Raw genomic sequence first — 13,445 nt, 5'->3', positions numbered from 1 at the left:
CTACCATGCGGATCGCTCCTGCCATAGCCGCCCTCATGATGCTGCCGGCCTGCGCCAGCCTGCCGGCTCAGCAACGGCCCGCGGCGGTTGCCGTGCTCTTCGATGCCGAGAGCGCGGAGCCGGTTATCGTGGAGGGGCTGGCAGACCGCGACAGCGGCAGGGCGGTCCAAGCGAACGATCCGGTGCGGATTGCGAGCATTTCAAAACTGGTCATGGCGCTCGCCGCGATGAAGCTGGCGGACGAGGGCAAGTTCGATCCCTACGCCGACGTGTCACGCTATCTCGGCTGGAAACTGCGCAACCCCGCTTTTCCCGACGCACCGGTTACGGTCGCGCAGATCCTGTCCCACCGCTCCGGCCTGCGCGACGGTGCGGGCTATGTCATCCCGCTCGGCGAAAGCCTCGAGGCGAAGCTTTCCGAACCCGGCGCATGGTATGCCGAAGCATCCCCGGGCGAAGCGCCGTTCGAATATGCCAATCTCGGCTCGCCGGTGGTGGCAACCGTGCTCGAGGCGGCGAGCGGGGAGCGCTACGACCGCCTCGTCGACCGGCTGGTCTTTGCCCCGCTCGGCATCGATGCCTGTCTCAACTGGATCGGCTGCGAGCCGGACACCATTGCGCGGGCCGTGACGCTCTATCGCAGCACGGGCGAAGTAGCGCGCGACGATGCCGCAGACCTCCCGCCCAACTGTACTTTCCCCGTCGCCGAGGGCATCCCCTGTACGCTCGACGGTTATGTGCCGGGCACCAATGCCTCGATCTTCTCGCCGCAGGGCGGGGTGAGGATCGGGATGCTCGACCTTGCACGGCTCGGCCAGGCGCTGGTCACGGTCGATGAACGCGTGGTCTCGGCGCGCCGCTGGGGCCAGATCGGCACTTCGCTGGGCCTCGTCGCCCCGAACGAGGAAGACTTTTTTTGCGCCTATGCACTGGGCTTCCAGGCAATCCAGATGCGGCCCGCCCCCTGTGCCGACACGCTTGTCGGGGACGGCAAAGCCTATGTCGGCCATGCGGGAGAGGCCTACGGCCTGCGATCGGGCCTGTGGTTCGATCCGGTCGGAGGACGCGGCATCGCCTATTTCACCTCCTCCGTGCCCGACCGCACCGCGCCCGACGAAGGCGGTTTTGCGCCCGAAGAGGTCAGGCTGGTCCGCCGTGCAATGGAAAAGGCTGCGAGAGCGGGGAAATAGGCGCACTTCGGCTGCCTTGGGGAATTGACCGCGCCCCGCTTATCGCGCAGGGCGTTTCGCGTCGGCCACGGAAGCGATTCTGCGGCAGGCGCGCATGGGAGAGCTGGTCCGGGGACACCCGCCAGCGCCGAAGGAGCAACCGCCCCGGAAACTCTCAGGCCTCAGGACCGTGCGCTGCCATCGACACTCTGGAAAGCGCGCTTCGTGCAAGTCGCGATGCGCCACCGAAGGGGTAAACCTGCTCATTTGCAGGCCAGTCTCTCAGGTCACCCGACAGAGGGGGCATGGGTTGTAACGGCGTCCGCTCCGGGCGCTGCCATGCTTGGCTTTGAGGACGGGTCTTGAGCGACGATAACGACGACATTGTGCAGGAAATCGAGCAGCTGCCGCTGGACGCGTGGCATCACCGCAAGGGCGCGCGCATGGTGCCCTTTGCCGGCTATGAAATGCCGATCCAGTTCGACGGCATCGTCGCTGAACACGAATGGACACGCACCCAGGCGGGCCTGTTCGATGTGAGCCACATGGGCCAGCTCATGCTGACTGGCGAGAACGTTGCGGAAGAGCTCGAGAAGCTGCTGCCCGGCGCAATCGCCTCGCTGAAGCCGGGCAAGGTGCGCTATTCGCTGCTGATCGACGAGAACGGCGGCATCATCGACGACCTCATGGTCACCAATGCCACGCCCTGGATCGAGGCCGACGAGGAAGCCGGCACCGAAGGGCACTGGGGCGATCCGGCCTATTACCTCGTTGTCAACGGCGCGACCAAGTGGGATGATATCGCCCATTTGCGCGAGCACCTGCCTGACGAAATTACCCTGACCCATCTCGACGAACAGGCGCTGATCGCCCTGCAGGGTCCGAACGCCGCGACCGCGCTCAACCGCGTCATGCGCAACGTCATCGACGACATGGTGTTCATGGAAAGCGTGACGCACGACTTCGGCGAATGGCCGCTGCGCATCACGCGCGCCGGCTATACCGGCGAGGACGGGTTCGAAATCTCGGTCCCGGCCGAATTCGCCGAGAGCCTGTGCGATCGCCTGTGCGCCGAAATCGAGGTTCGTCCGGTCGGCCTTGGTGCACGCGATTCCCTGCGCCTCGAAGCGGGCCTCCCGCTCTACGGCCATGACATCACCACCGAAACCGATCCGGTATCCGCCGAGCTCGTCTTTGCGCTGACCAAGAAGCGCCGCGAGGAAGGTGGCTGGATGGGTCACGAGGCGGTGATGAAGGTCTTCAACGAAGGTCCGGCCGAAAAGCGCGTCGGCCTCTCGCTCGAAGGGCGCCTGCCCGCCCGCGAAGGTGCGCTGGTGTTCGACGGCGACAAGCAGATCGGCCGCATTACCAGCGGCGGCTTCTCGCCCACGCTCGGCGCGCCCATCGCCATGGGCTATCTGGCGCAAAGCCATACCGAACCGGGAACCGAGGTCGAGATCGAGGTTCGTAACAAGAGACTGCCGGCGAAGGTCGTACCCATGCCCTTCGTCCCCCATCGCTATCACAGAGGGAACTGACACATGGCCCGTTACTTCACCGACGAACACGAATGGATCGACCTCGAAGGCGACACCGCCACGGTCGGCATTACCGATTACGCACAGGGTCAGCTCGGCGACATCGTCTTCGTCGAACTGCCGAGCGTGGGCACCATGCTCGAAAAGGGCAAGGACGCCGCCGTGGTCGAAAGCGTCAAGGCCGCGAGCGACGTCTATGCGCCGATCAGCGGAGAAGTGACCGAGGCCAACGGCGCGCTGGAAGACGATCCGGCGCTGGTAAACAGCTCGCCCGAAGAGGACGGCTGGTTCTTCCGTATGACCGTCTCCGACAAGTCGCAGCTCGAAGGCCTGATGGACCAGGCTGCCTACAAGAGCTTCTGCGACGGTCTCTGATCTGACTGCCCGCAAAGGGCACTAGGGGTTTTTCCAAGATGCGTTACCTGCCGCTTACCGATGCCGACCGTTCGGCCATGCTGGAAAAGATCGGCGCTCCCGATGTGGATGCGCTGTTCGTCGACGTGCCGGAAGCGGCACGCCTGTCCGGCCCGATCGAAGGCCTGCCGATGCACGCCAGCGAAATGGCGGTCGAAAAGCACATGCGGCGACTGTCGAAGAAGAACCTCGCGGCGGCGGATGCGGCCTTCTTCCTCGGGGCGGGGGCCTATCGCCACCACGTGCCGGCCAGCGTCGACCACATCATCCAGCGCGGCGAGTTCCTTACTGCCTACACGCCCTACCAGCCGGAAATCGCGCAGGGCACGCTGCAGATGCTGTTCGAATTCCAGACGCAGGTGGCACGCCTTTACGGCTGCGCGGTCGCCAACGCCTCGATGTACGACGGTTCGACCGCGTGCTGGGAAGCGGTCGCGATGGCGGGGCGCGTAACGCGCAAGAAGCGCGTCGTGCTCTCGGGCGCGCTGCACCCGCATTATTCCGAGGTCGTGAAGACCATGGCAAAGTTCACCGAGGACGAGATCGCCCACGCGCGCCCGGCACTGCAGGCGCAGCCCGACAATGACGGGCTGATTGCGCGGATAGACGACCAGACCTCCTGCGTCGTGGTCCAGTATCCCGACATCCTCGGCCGCCTGCCCGACCTCCAGCAGATCGCCGATGCCGCGCATGAAAAGGGCGCGCTGCTGATCGTCGTCAACACCGAGCCGGTGGCGCTGGGCGCGATCAAGTCGCCGGGCGAACAGGGTGCGGATATCGTCGTGGGCGAAGGCCAGTCGATCGGCGTGGGCCTCCAGTTCGGGGGTCCCTACCTCGGTCTCTTTGCGGTGCGCGATCCCAAGCACGTGCGCCAGATGCCCGGCCGCCTGTGCGGCGAGACTGTCGACGCCGAGGGCAAGCGCGGCTTCGTCCTGACGCTGTCCACGCGCGAGCAGCACATCCGCCGCGAGAAGGCGACGAGCAACATCTGCACCAACTCGGGCCTCTGCGCACTTGCCTTCAGCGTCCACATGACGCTGCTCGGCGAGAAGGGTCTGCGCCGTCTGGCGATGGAAAACCACCGCCTCGCCTGCCACGCCGCCGACCGGCTGGCCAAGGTCCCCGGCGTGAGCGTGCTCAACGACAGCTTCTTCAACGAATTCACCGTCCGCCTCGGTCAGGACGCGCGCAAGGTCGTGCGCAAGCTGGCCGACCGGGGCATTCTCGGCGGCGTGTCGCTGGGCCGGCTTTATCCGGACAATGAGGAACTGGCCGACGGCCTGCTGGTCGCGGTCACCGAAACCACCACGGAGGAGGATGTCGAAACCCTTGCCTCCGCACTCGAGGAGGTGCTGGCATGAACGCGCCCAACCAGTCCGGCTGGAAGCCCGGCACTCCCGTGCAGGACCACAATGCGATGAGCGGTCCCGATACCGTGACCGGCAACCGTGCGCTGATGCTCGAAGAGCCGCTGCTGTTCGAAATCGGCCATGTCGAGACGACCGGCGTCGATCTACCCGAACCTTCCGGCGCTACCACGCGCCTCGGCGGCATGGAGCGTGCAGCTGCGATCGGCCTGCCCGGCCTGTCCGAGCCGGAAACCGTGCGTCACTACACGCGCCTCTCGCGCCAGAACTATGCGATCGATCTCGGCCTCTTCCCGCTCGGAAGCTGCACGATGAAGCACAATCCGCGCCTCAACGAGAAGGTCGCGCGGATGCCCGGCTTCGCCGATGTCCACCCGCTCCAGCCGGTGCAGACCGTGCCCGGTGCGCTGGAAGTCATCAACGAGCTCGCTCACTGGCTGATCGAGCTGACCGGCATGCACGGCGTCGCGATGAGCCCCAAGGCAGGCGCGCATGGCGAACTGTGCGGCATCCTGTGCATTCGCGCCGCACTCGAAGCCCGCGGTGATGCGCGCAAGGTCGTGCTGGTGCCCGAAAGCGCCCACGGCACCAATCCGGCCACTGCCGCCTTTGCCGGCTACGAAGTCGAGGACATCCCCGCGACCCCGGAAGGGCGCGTCGACCTGGAGGCCCTGAAGGCCCGCCTCGGTCCCGATGTTGCGGCGGTTATGATTACCAACCCCAACACCTGCGGCCTGTTCGAACGCGACATGAAGGCGATCTCGGACGCGGTGCACGCGGCCGGCGGGTTCGTCTATTGCGACGGCGCGAACTTCAACGCCATCGTGGGCAAGGTGCGCCCCGGCGACCTCGGCGTCGATGCGATGCACATCAATTTGCACAAGACCTTCTCCACCCCGCACGGCGGCGGCGGCCCGGGTTCGGGCCCGGTGGTGCTGTCCGAGGCGCTATCGCCCTTCGGTCCGCTGCCCTTCACGGCGCGCACTACCGATGGCGTGGTCCATCTCGTCGAGGAAGAGAACGCCGCCGATTACGGCCATGTGCAGGCCTTCGGCCGCATGACTGCCTTCCACGGCCAGATGGGCATGTTCACCCGCGCGCTGACCTATATCCTCAGCCACGGCGCGGACGGTCTCAAGCAGGTGGCGGAAGACGCGGTCCTCAACGCCAATTACATCCTGCGCAGCCTGGAAGACGTACTCGATGCGCCCTTCGGGCCGAGCGGTCCGTGCATGCACGAGGCGCTGTTCTCGGACGACGGTTTCGCAGAGGGCCTCTCGACGCTCGATCTCGCCAAGGCGCTGATCGACGAGGGCTACCACCCGATGACCATGTACTTCCCGCTGGTGGTGCACGGCGCGATGCTGGTGGAGCCGACCGAGACCGAGAGCAAGGCGGCGCTCGACCAGTTCATCATGGCGCTGCGCAGCGTTGCGGAACGGGCTAAGGCGGGTGACGAGACTATGAAGACCGCGCCGCACTACGCGCCGCGTCGTCGCCTCGACGAAACGCAGGCCGCCCGCAAGCCGGTGCTCGCCTGGAACGACCCGAACATGGCCTGACCGGTCAGCTGCGTTCGCGCAGCAACCGGTCGGTGACTTCCCATGTGCGCCGGTTGTCGACGTCGATGGCGCAAGTGCCGTTCGACATGACGACCGGTTCCATCTTCAACCCCATGCGGCGGCCGACCTGGCCGAACAGCTTCTCGCGCGTGCCGTTGCCGAGGTAAAAGCGGATCAGGTTCATGAAGCCGAAGGCCTGCGCGATGCGCATCGGGTGCTTCACGAACTGTCCGCCGCCGCGCATGACTTCGGCGGCTTTCAACGCCTTCTCGCTGCCGACCCAGTAGGTGTTGCAGTTCGAAAAGCCGCCATCGGCAAACTGGTAGAATTTCGCCTGCCCGCGCGGATCGGCGGCCTGTACATCTTCCTTGCGGGCGAGGGCGGCACCGGCGTCGGCTCCGGCGGACAGCGCCTTGGCGATGAATTCGGAATAATCTTCGGCCCGCCAAAGGCAATTGTCGGCGGTGGTGACGACAAGCGGGAACGAGGCTCCTTCCGCGCCTGCAAAGATACTGTCGACGAGATTGTGCGCGCCGGTCCGGAAAGTGAGACGGCCTTGCGCGGCCAAAGCGGCGACCGCATCGATGGCAGCGATTTCGTCAGGCTCGTGCGCGACTACGCGGATGTCGCCCACTTCGGGGCAATCCGCGAGGGCAGTGACCACATGCTCGACCAGCGGCTTGCCCGCCACCGGGACGACACATTTTTGCGCAACGCCTGCCGCCTCGGCCAAGGGGTCGAGCGCTCCGGACCGTTTTCCCGCCAAGACCAGAGCAGTGACTTTTTGGTTCTCGTTCAGGCTCATGAGCCTGCTCTAGCCAGCACTGTCCGGCTTGTCATCGGGTGGGGGGACGGGCACCGAGGGGCGTATGCGGATCATTTTCAGCAGGAAGGGTTTCGACAGCGCCGCAGGTGGCGGACCTTCGCCTATCGTGGGCGGAGCGCCTGTCAGCCTGCCGATCCCCGCCGGCGCGGCTTCGAATACGACCTATGGCGATCTCGGGCTTGGCGACCATGCCCATTCGGCCAGCCGCGGCCGGTATGGCGCGCAGGAGGCCTGCCACCATGATCCCATGTTCGTCGAGGAAGGCCGCTGCCTGTTCGGCCAGGTCGGGGCGGCACAAACCCATCTTGAGAACCGCGGCGTGGGCGTCGGGGACGTGTTCCTCTTCTTCGGTCTGTTCCGCGAAAATGGCGGCGATCCGCACCACCGGATTTTCGGCTTTCTCGAGATCGAGGACATCATCCCGCTCGCTGGCGGAGCGCCCGATTGGCTGGTCGAACGCGGCCATCCGCACGCGCTTGCCATGCACGGCAGCAACGACACGGTCTATTCGGGACGCGGACAGGTAGCGGCGCGGGCGAGCGATGCCTTGCGGCTTACGGTGCCCGAAGGCCCGCCATCGATCTGGCAGCGGCCGGCATGGCTGAAGCCCGGCGGCCTGAGCTATCACGACAGGCCCGATCGCTGGCTGCGCGGCAATCGCCTGCGCAGCGTCGCGCGCGGGCAGGAATTCGTGGCCGATATCGGACGCCGGAAAGCGCCGCGAGACTGGCTCGCGGCGATAATCGAGGAAATCAGAGGGTCTTGATTACCGCCGAGAAATCGAGCGCGCCGTTCTGTTCCGCAAACGCCTCGTAGATCTCCGCAGCCTGCGAACCCAGCACGGTCGTCGCATCGACGCTGGCCGCCGCTTCCATCGCGAGCCGCAGGTCCTTGAGCATCAGCGCGGTTGCAAAGCCGCCCTGGTAGTCATTGTCCGCCGGGCTCTGCACGCCGACGCCGGGAAGCGGGGTGTAAGCATTCAATGACCAGTTGTAGCCGCTCGACACGCTGGAAATTTCGTAGAACTTCTGCGGGTCGAGGCCGAGCTTGTTCGCCATGGTCATGGCCTCGGCAGTGCCGATCATGGTGATTGCGAGCAGCATGTTGTTGCAGATCTTGGCCGTCTGGCCCGCACCTGCATCGCCTGCGTGGATGACGGCCTTGCCCATGGGTTCGAGCACTTCGCTGGCCCGCTGGAACGCCTTGTCGGTGCCGCCTACCATGAAAGTCAGCGTGCCGCCGTTGGCCGCCGCGATGCCGCCGGAAACCGGCGCGTCCACCATGTCGTATCCGGCGGCCTCGGCCTTCGCGATGACTTCCTTTGCGGTGGCGACGTCGATGGTCGAGCAATCGAGCAGGACGGCGCCTGCCGGAGCCTTGCCGATCACGCTGCCTTCGTAGACCGATTTCACGATCCCGCCATTGGGCAGCATGGTGACCACTGCGTCGACGCCCTGCACGGCCTCACTGGCATCGGTGAAAGTCGCGCAGCCGTTTTCCTTGGCGGCCGCAAGCGCCGCTTCCGAAAGGTCGAATGCGTTCACCTCGTGCCCCGCCTTGACGAGGTTTGCGGCCATCCCGCCGCCCATGTTGCCGAGGCCGATGAAGGCGATTTTCATTTGAGCATTTCCTTCTTCAAATTCCGCCCGACCGCAGCACCGAACAATGCGGGCAGGCCCGTCGCAGCCCCATAGAGCGCGCCTAGCATCGCAATCAGCCATAACGCATCGGCGGGCTGGTCCGGGATCGTCCAGTCCAGGATGAAAAGGCCCACAAACACTACGCCGAATACCCCGACACCGATAGAGCGCACCGGCCGGTTAGTGAACCAGGCAAGCACGTAACCGATTACGAAGCCAATGATCGCAAGGATGAGAAAGAAGTAGGGCGGGAAAATGAGCATAGGCTCTGTCCCTTACCTACCCTTCCACTTGCCTTCGCGCTTTTCGATGAAGGCGGCCATGCCTTCCTGCTTGTCCTCGCTCGCGGTGAGGATCTGGAAGATGCGGCGCTCGATGATCAGGCCCTGGTCGAGGCTGGTCTCGAAGGCGGCGTTGACCATTTCCTTGTTCGCGATGGCAGCCATGGGCGGCATGGCAGCGATTTGCGCGGCGGTCTTCATGGCTTCGTCGAGCAGGCTGTCATGCGGCACGACGCGCGCGACTAGGTTGCTGCGCTCTGCTTCCTCGGCGCCCATCATGCGGCCGGTGAGGCACATCTCCATGGCCTTCGACTTGCCGATGGCGCGGGTCAGGCGCTGGCTGCCGCCCATGCCGGGTGCCACGCCCAGCTTGATTTCGGGCTGGCCGAACTTGGCGTTCTCGCTCGCAATGATGAAGTCGGCCATCATGGCCAGCTCGCACCCGCCGCCCAGGGCGAAGCCGTTGACCGCGGCGATCCACGGCTTTCGGGTCTTTTTCACGATCTCGCTCGTCCAGGGCGAAAAGAAATCGTCGAGGTAGAAATCGGCCGCCGCCTTCTCGCTCATTTCCTTGATGTCCGCGCCGGCGGCAAAGGCCTTGTCGCCCGATCCGGTCAGGACCGCGCACAGCTGGCTGGCATCGGCCTGATAGGCGGCGAAAGCCTCTATCAGTTCTTCGAGCACCTTGCTGTTGAGTGCATTGAGCGCCTGCGGGCGGTTCAAGGTGATCAGCGTGACGGCCTCGCGCTGTTCGACGGTGATGGTCTCGTAACTCATAGGGGTTTCCATTCCTCGTCTGCGGGAAGCGGGGCGAAGATGCTGTCGATCAGCTCATCGCTCACGCCCTCGGGCGTCGCCGGATCCCATTTGGGGTCGTTCGTCTTGTCCACGATCACCGCGCGCACGCCCTCGGCAAAATCGGGGCGAGTCAGGACGCGGGAAGCGATGCGGTACTCCATCACCATGTTGTCGGCGAAATTGTCGAGATTTTGACTTTCGGCCAACTGGCGCAGTGCAACCTTGCAGGTTTGCGGGCTTTTCGTGCCGAGCGTCGCCAGTTCCTTGGCCGCCCAGTCGCTGTCGTCGGCCTCCAAGCTGGCGAGGATGTCCTCGTAGCGGTCGGAGGCGAAATGCTTGGCGATCTTGTCGGCATTGCCCTCGATCCGGGCCTGCGGGGGCGTCACCGAAAGCTCCGAAAGGATGCCGGCGATGCGGCCCGGGTGCTCGATGATGCGGGCTTTCGCCTCTGGCAGCTTCTCGGCCGGGAGGTAATGCGTGGCGATACCCGCCCACAGGCACTCCGCCCCGTCGAGCCGTGCGCCGGTCAGCGCGAGGAACTGGCCGAGCCGTCCGCCGAGGCGCGAAAGGTGCCAGCCGCCGCCAACGTCCGGGAACAGGCCGATGCCCGTCTCCGGCATGGCGAAGCGCGTGTGTTCGGTCGCAACGCGGTACCTGGCCGGTAGGGCGATGCCCACGCCGCCGCCCATGGTGATGCCGTCCATGAAAGCCACGATCGGCTTGTCATAGGTCATCATCTGGTGGTTGAGCTGGTACTCGTCGTGGAAGAAGGCGCGGCCCGATGCGCCGCCGTCGTTCAGCGCAGAATTGCGCAGCAGGTTGATGTCCCCGCCCGCGCAGAAGCCGCGTCCCTCTGCATGGTCGAGCACCACGGCCTCGACGGCGTCGTCGCCCGCCCATTCGCTCAGCGCCGCGCTCATCGCGTGGCACATGTCGAGCGTCAGCGCGTGCAGCGCCTTGGGTCGGTTCAGCGAAAGGTGGCCGACCGCGCCGTGGCGGTGGATGTTAATATCGTCGTTCATTGGCGAAGCAGGTCCCGTCCCACGATCATGCGCATCACCTGGTTGGTGCCTTCCAGGATCGAATGCACGCGCAGGTCGCGCCAGAAGCGCTCGATCGGATATTCGCGCAGGTAGCCGTAGCCTCCGAACAGCTGGAGCGCGTTGTTGACCACGTTCGAACCGCTGTCGGTCGCGAGGCGCTTGGCCATGGCGGAAAACTTGCTCTTGTCCGGCGCGCCGTCGGTCACCTTGGCCGCGGCGAGGTAGAGCAGGGCGCGGGCGGCTTCCAGCTCGGTCGCCATGTCGGCGAGCATGAACTGCGTGTTCTGGAAGTCCGCGATCGGCGTGTCGAACTGCTTGCGGTCCTTGGTGTATGCCACTGCCTCGTCGAGACAGCGCTGTGCCCCACCCAAAGAACAGGCGCCGATGTTCAGGCGGCCGCCGTCAAGGCCCATCATGGCAAAGCGGAAGCCCTCGCCCTCGTCCCCCACGCGGTTGGCGACGGGTACGCGCGCATCCTCGAAAATGACCTGCGCGGTGGGCGAGGCATTCCAGCCAAGCTTCTTCTCCGGCTTGCCGAAGGAAACGCCGGGCGTGTCCTTGTCGATCACGAGGCAGGTGATGCCCTTGGTCTTGTGATCGGAGGTGCGGACCATCGTCACGTAGACGTCGTTGAAGCCGCCACCCGAAATGAACTGCTTGGTGCCGTTGAGGACGTAGTGGTCGCCGTCGAGCCGCGCGCTGGTCTTGAGGCCTGCGGCGTCCGAGCCGCTGCCCGGTTCGGTAAGCGCGTAGCTGGCGATCTTGTCCATGGTGACGAGATCGGGAAGATACTTTGCCTTCACTTCCGCGCCGCCGAACTGGTCGATCATCCAGGCAGCCATGTTGTGGATCGAGATGTAGGCGCTGGTCGCCGGGCAGCCATAGGCCATGGCTTCCATGATCAGTGCCGCCTCGAGCCGGCCGAGGCCGATGCCGCCGCTTTCTTCCGACACGTAGATGGCCCCGAAGCCGAGTTCGGCGCTCTGCTGGATCACGTCGCGCGGGAAGTGCGATTTCTCGTCCCATTCCGCAGCGTGCGGGGTGATGTTGTCGGCGGTGAAACGCTGCGCCATCTCCTGGATCGCGAGCTGTTCTTCGGTGAGCTGGAATTGTCCTGTCATGGCCCGCGCTCTAGCGCTGCTGGAGGCCGGAGGGAAGGGGCGCGCCTCCTCTCAGGCGAACGATTGCCGGGCGGTGCGGCCCCGCTTTCCAATCGCTGCTTGGCGCTCTTGGACAAGCTAGCTTTGTTGCCCTCGCATTTCGGGCCAAATCCCCGAAGGTCGATATTGCGCCAGATCAATGTCGCAGCCCGGTTTAGGCCTAGTCTGTGCGCATCCCCCGACGAAGGGGTTTGCCAGCCAGGATTGGCCCTAAGGAGAACCAGTGATGCGCAAGAATATGGGATCGCTCGACAAGACCGTCCGCCTGATTGCCGCGGTCGTGCTCGTCGTGCTTGCAGCAACCGGAACGATCACCGGCCTTTTCGCCACCATCGCTTACGTGGTCGCGGCGATTTTCGTGGTGACGAGCCTCGTCTCGTTCTGCCCGGCTTACCTGCCCTTCGGCATCAGCACCTGCAAGACGGGCTAGGCGCCGCCCGAAGTTCCCTCGCCTAGCACCGCTTCGGCCTCGATCTCGACGCGCCATTCGCTGCGGCATAGCCACGCGGCGCCGACCATCGTCGCTGCAGGGCTCGCCGCGCCGAAAAAGCGGGCGTGGACCTCGCCTACCGCGTCCTGGTCGGCCGGGTCGGTCAGGAACATTCGCGTGCGCACCACGTCCGCTGCCGTGCCGCCCAACTCCTCGATGGCGCGCAGGATCAACGTGCAGCAGCGCGCGGCCTGGTCGGCCGCGCCGCCTTGGGTCGAGGAGCCATCGTCCTCCACCGGTCCGGTCCCGGCGACGATGATGCGGTTGCCGACGCGCACCGCGCGCGCAAACCCGAACTGTGCTTCGTAGGGTGAGCCGGTGAAGGCGTGCCGCCGCTCGCTCAACCGCAGGTGACTTCGGTGATCTTCATGTCGCGGTCGTAGCGCACGTTCACCCGGTCGGGACGATAGTCCATCGTCCATGCCGATTCGGGTGGACCCCAGCGCAGCGATTGCGCGCCGCTGTCCTTGAGGATGGCAGCGCCCATGCCCTGGCTGGCGGTGTGGCCGATGTGGCCCTGTGCGGCGGCCGCATTGCACGAACCTTCGGCGCGGGCGGCGGGCAGGTCGTCGGTGCCGCTCGTCGTGGCGCAGGCGGCAAGGGGAAGGGCGGTCATCGCAGCGAAAATCAGGCGCATCTCATTCTCCTTGGCTATCGCACCGCTTGAGCGGCATCGGCTCGAACTGCTCTTCGTTCACTGAACGCGGGGTGAGTATGGTCGCGTTTTCGCTCAGCGTAAACTGGCGCGCCATTTCCCATTTTTCGCCTTCGCCCTCCATCGCGAGCGAGACGACGATGCGGTCCGGATTGTCGATTTCGACCCGCGTGACCTCGCCCCGCGATTCGTAGAAGGCGATCGATTTGGGCGCGATCTCGATGCGCAGGTCCGATGCGGGGTCGCAGGTGCCCTCGGCATAATCCCAGATACCGCGGAAGGCCTCGGGAATATCGTCCGATACAAGGGCGTCCGGAAGCGGCGTCGCGCCATCGCCGGGGCCGCCCCCGGGTTCGACCGGCATGGCAGCATCCCCACCATCCTGCCTGTCCGCATCCCGCACGGGGTCCGAGCAGCCCGCCAACAGCAGCAGCGGGGCGGCGGAGAGCAGGAAGCGCATCGATATCTCCTTGAAAACGCCTCCTTCCAACGCCCCGCAGCC

General features: G+C 65.3%; 16 protein-coding genes and 1 riboswitch. Of the genes, 7 read left to right on the top strand and 9 right to left on the bottom strand.

The window, feature by feature from the left end; translation table 11 throughout:
* Positions 1-5: 5 nt before the first annotated feature.
* From LC083_RS04275 to gcvPB, 5 genes are all read left to right on the top strand, one after another.
* Positions 6-1,190, top strand: coding sequence for a serine hydrolase domain-containing protein (locus LC083_RS04275; protein ID WP_226699324.1), 1,185 nt, complete (start codon positions 6-8; stop codon positions 1,188-1,190).
* Between the two features lie 85 nt (positions 1,191-1,275).
* Positions 1,276-1,370: riboswitch (glycine riboswitch) on the top strand.
* A gap of 161 nt (positions 1,371-1,531) precedes the next feature.
* Entirely contained in the window at positions 1,532-2,707 is a 1,176-nt protein-coding gene (gene gcvT, locus LC083_RS04270) for a glycine cleavage system aminomethyltransferase GcvT (RefSeq protein WP_226699323.1), read from the top strand.
* Positions 2,708-2,710: 3 nt separating this feature from the next.
* Positions 2,711-3,082: a glycine cleavage system protein GcvH gene (gcvH, locus tag LC083_RS04265; protein ID WP_160608214.1), complete on the top strand. Its 372-nt coding sequence runs from the start codon at positions 2,711-2,713 to the stop codon at positions 3,080-3,082.
* Positions 3,083-3,120: 38 nt separating this feature from the next.
* Complete coding sequence (gcvPA, locus tag LC083_RS04260) at positions 3,121-4,482, top strand: aminomethyl-transferring glycine dehydrogenase subunit GcvPA (RefSeq protein ID WP_226699322.1); 1,362 nt, start codon at positions 3,121-3,123, stop codon at positions 4,480-4,482.
* The gene (gene gcvPB, locus LC083_RS04255; protein WP_226699321.1) at positions 4,479-6,050 is read left to right on the top strand and encodes an aminomethyl-transferring glycine dehydrogenase subunit GcvPB; all 1,572 of its coding nucleotides are present in this window, start codon (positions 4,479-4,481) and stop codon (positions 6,048-6,050) included. The genes gcvPA and gcvPB overlap by 4 nt, the downstream gene beginning before the upstream one ends.
* A 4-nt stretch (positions 6,051-6,054) precedes the next feature.
* Here the strand turns inward: gcvPB and LC083_RS04250 are convergent, their stop codons facing one another.
* Positions 6,055-6,855 (bottom strand): NTP transferase domain-containing protein, encoded by an 801-nt coding sequence (locus LC083_RS04250; RefSeq protein WP_226699320.1) that lies wholly within the window; start codon positions 6,853-6,855, stop codon positions 6,055-6,057.
* A 64-nt stretch (positions 6,856-6,919) separates the two neighbouring features.
* Between LC083_RS04250 and LC083_RS04245 the strand changes: the two genes are divergently transcribed.
* Positions 6,920-7,642, top strand: a complete 723-nt coding sequence (locus LC083_RS04245) for a hypothetical protein (protein ID WP_226699319.1) — start codon at positions 6,920-6,922, stop codon at positions 7,640-7,642.
* Here the strand turns inward: LC083_RS04245 and mmsB are convergent.
* From mmsB to LC083_RS04220, 5 genes are read right to left on the bottom strand one after another with little or no spacing between them, the layout of a single operon-like run.
* Positions 7,629-8,495, bottom strand: a complete 867-nt coding sequence (mmsB, locus tag LC083_RS04240; protein ID WP_226699318.1) for a 3-hydroxyisobutyrate dehydrogenase — start codon at positions 8,493-8,495, stop codon at positions 7,629-7,631. The genes LC083_RS04245 and mmsB overlap by 14 nt on opposite strands.
* The gene (locus tag LC083_RS04235) at positions 8,492-8,779 is read right to left on the bottom strand and encodes a hypothetical protein (protein WP_226699317.1); all 288 of its coding nucleotides are present in this window, start codon (positions 8,777-8,779) and stop codon (positions 8,492-8,494) included. The genes mmsB and LC083_RS04235 overlap by 4 nt, the downstream gene beginning before the upstream one ends.
* A 12-nt stretch (positions 8,780-8,791) precedes the next feature.
* Entirely contained in the window at positions 8,792-9,574 is a 783-nt protein-coding gene (locus tag LC083_RS04230; protein WP_226699316.1) for an enoyl-CoA hydratase-related protein, read from the bottom strand.
* A complete protein-coding gene (locus LC083_RS04225) occupies positions 9,571-10,617 on the bottom strand; it encodes an enoyl-CoA hydratase/isomerase family protein (RefSeq protein ID WP_226699315.1) in 1,047 nt (348 codons plus the stop codon). The genes LC083_RS04230 and LC083_RS04225 overlap by 4 nt, the downstream gene beginning before the upstream one ends.
* A complete protein-coding gene (locus LC083_RS04220; RefSeq protein WP_222553733.1) occupies positions 10,614-11,759 on the bottom strand; it encodes an acyl-CoA dehydrogenase family protein in 1,146 nt (381 codons plus the stop codon). Before LC083_RS04220 ends, LC083_RS04225 begins: the two co-directional genes overlap by 4 nt.
* Before the next feature lie 265 nt (positions 11,760-12,024).
* Here LC083_RS04220 and LC083_RS04215 point away from each other — a divergent pair, with 265 nt between their 5' ends.
* Positions 12,025-12,228, top strand: coding sequence for a DUF2892 domain-containing protein (locus LC083_RS04215; RefSeq protein WP_226699314.1), 204 nt, complete (start codon positions 12,025-12,027; stop codon positions 12,226-12,228).
* Here the strand turns inward: LC083_RS04215 and LC083_RS04210 are convergent.
* From LC083_RS04210 to LC083_RS04200, 3 genes are read right to left on the bottom strand one after another with little or no spacing between them, the layout of a single operon-like run.
* Complete coding sequence (locus tag LC083_RS04210) at positions 12,225-12,632, bottom strand: RidA family protein (protein ID WP_226699313.1); 408 nt, start codon at positions 12,630-12,632, stop codon at positions 12,225-12,227. The genes LC083_RS04215 and LC083_RS04210 overlap by 4 nt on opposite strands.
* Positions 12,629-12,925: an I78 family peptidase inhibitor gene (locus LC083_RS04205; RefSeq protein WP_226699312.1), complete on the bottom strand. Its 297-nt coding sequence runs from the start codon at positions 12,923-12,925 to the stop codon at positions 12,629-12,631. Before LC083_RS04205 ends, LC083_RS04210 begins: the two co-directional genes overlap by 4 nt.
* A 1-nt stretch (position 12,926) precedes the next feature.
* A complete protein-coding gene (locus LC083_RS04200) occupies positions 12,927-13,403 on the bottom strand; it encodes a hypothetical protein (RefSeq protein ID WP_226699311.1) in 477 nt (158 codons plus the stop codon).
* Positions 13,404-13,445: the final 42 nt, after the last annotated feature.

It is taken from the genome of Qipengyuania gaetbuli, from assembly GCF_020524765.1.
Taxonomy (GTDB): domain Bacteria; phylum Pseudomonadota; class Alphaproteobacteria; order Sphingomonadales; family Sphingomonadaceae; genus Qipengyuania; species Qipengyuania gaetbuli_A.
The sequence above is the reverse complement of the archived record's forward strand: the minus strand, read 5'-3'. Positions and strand labels throughout refer to the sequence as shown.

Coding starts and splice junctions, on each gene's coding strand:
- LC083_RS04275 (WP_226699324.1), top strand. CDS start 6: ATGCGGATCGCTCCTGCCATAGCCGCCCTCATGATGCTGCCGGCCTGC.
- gcvH (WP_160608214.1), top strand. CDS start 2,711: ATGGCCCGTTACTTCACCGACGAACACGAATGGATCGACCTCGAAGGC.
- gcvPA (WP_226699322.1), top strand. CDS start 3,121: ATGCGTTACCTGCCGCTTACCGATGCCGACCGTTCGGCCATGCTGGAA.
- gcvPB (WP_226699321.1), top strand. CDS start 4,479: ATGAACGCGCCCAACCAGTCCGGCTGGAAGCCCGGCACTCCCGTGCAG.
- LC083_RS04250 (WP_226699320.1), bottom strand. CDS start 6,855: ATGAGCCTGAACGAGAACCAAAAAGTCACTGCTCTGGTCTTGGCGGGA.
- LC083_RS04245 (WP_226699319.1), top strand. CDS start 6,920: ATGCGGATCATTTTCAGCAGGAAGGGTTTCGACAGCGCCGCAGGTGGC.
- mmsB (WP_226699318.1), bottom strand. CDS start 8,495: ATGAAAATCGCCTTCATCGGCCTCGGCAACATGGGCGGCGGGATGGCC.
- LC083_RS04235 (WP_226699317.1), bottom strand. CDS start 8,779: ATGCTCATTTTCCCGCCCTACTTCTTTCTCATCCTTGCGATCATTGGC.
- LC083_RS04230 (WP_226699316.1), bottom strand. CDS start 9,574: ATGAGTTACGAGACCATCACCGTCGAACAGCGCGAGGCCGTCACGCTG.
- LC083_RS04225 (WP_226699315.1), bottom strand. CDS start 10,617: ATGAACGACGATATTAACATCCACCGCCACGGCGCGGTCGGCCACCTT.
- LC083_RS04220 (WP_222553733.1), bottom strand. CDS start 11,759: ATGACAGGACAATTCCAGCTCACCGAAGAACAGCTCGCGATCCAGGAG.
- LC083_RS04215 (WP_226699314.1), top strand. CDS start 12,025: ATGCGCAAGAATATGGGATCGCTCGACAAGACCGTCCGCCTGATTGCC.
- LC083_RS04205 (WP_226699312.1), bottom strand. CDS start 12,925: ATGCGCCTGATTTTCGCTGCGATGACCGCCCTTCCCCTTGCCGCCTGC.
- LC083_RS04200 (WP_226699311.1), bottom strand. CDS start 13,403: ATGCGCTTCCTGCTCTCCGCCGCCCCGCTGCTGCTGTTGGCGGGCTGC.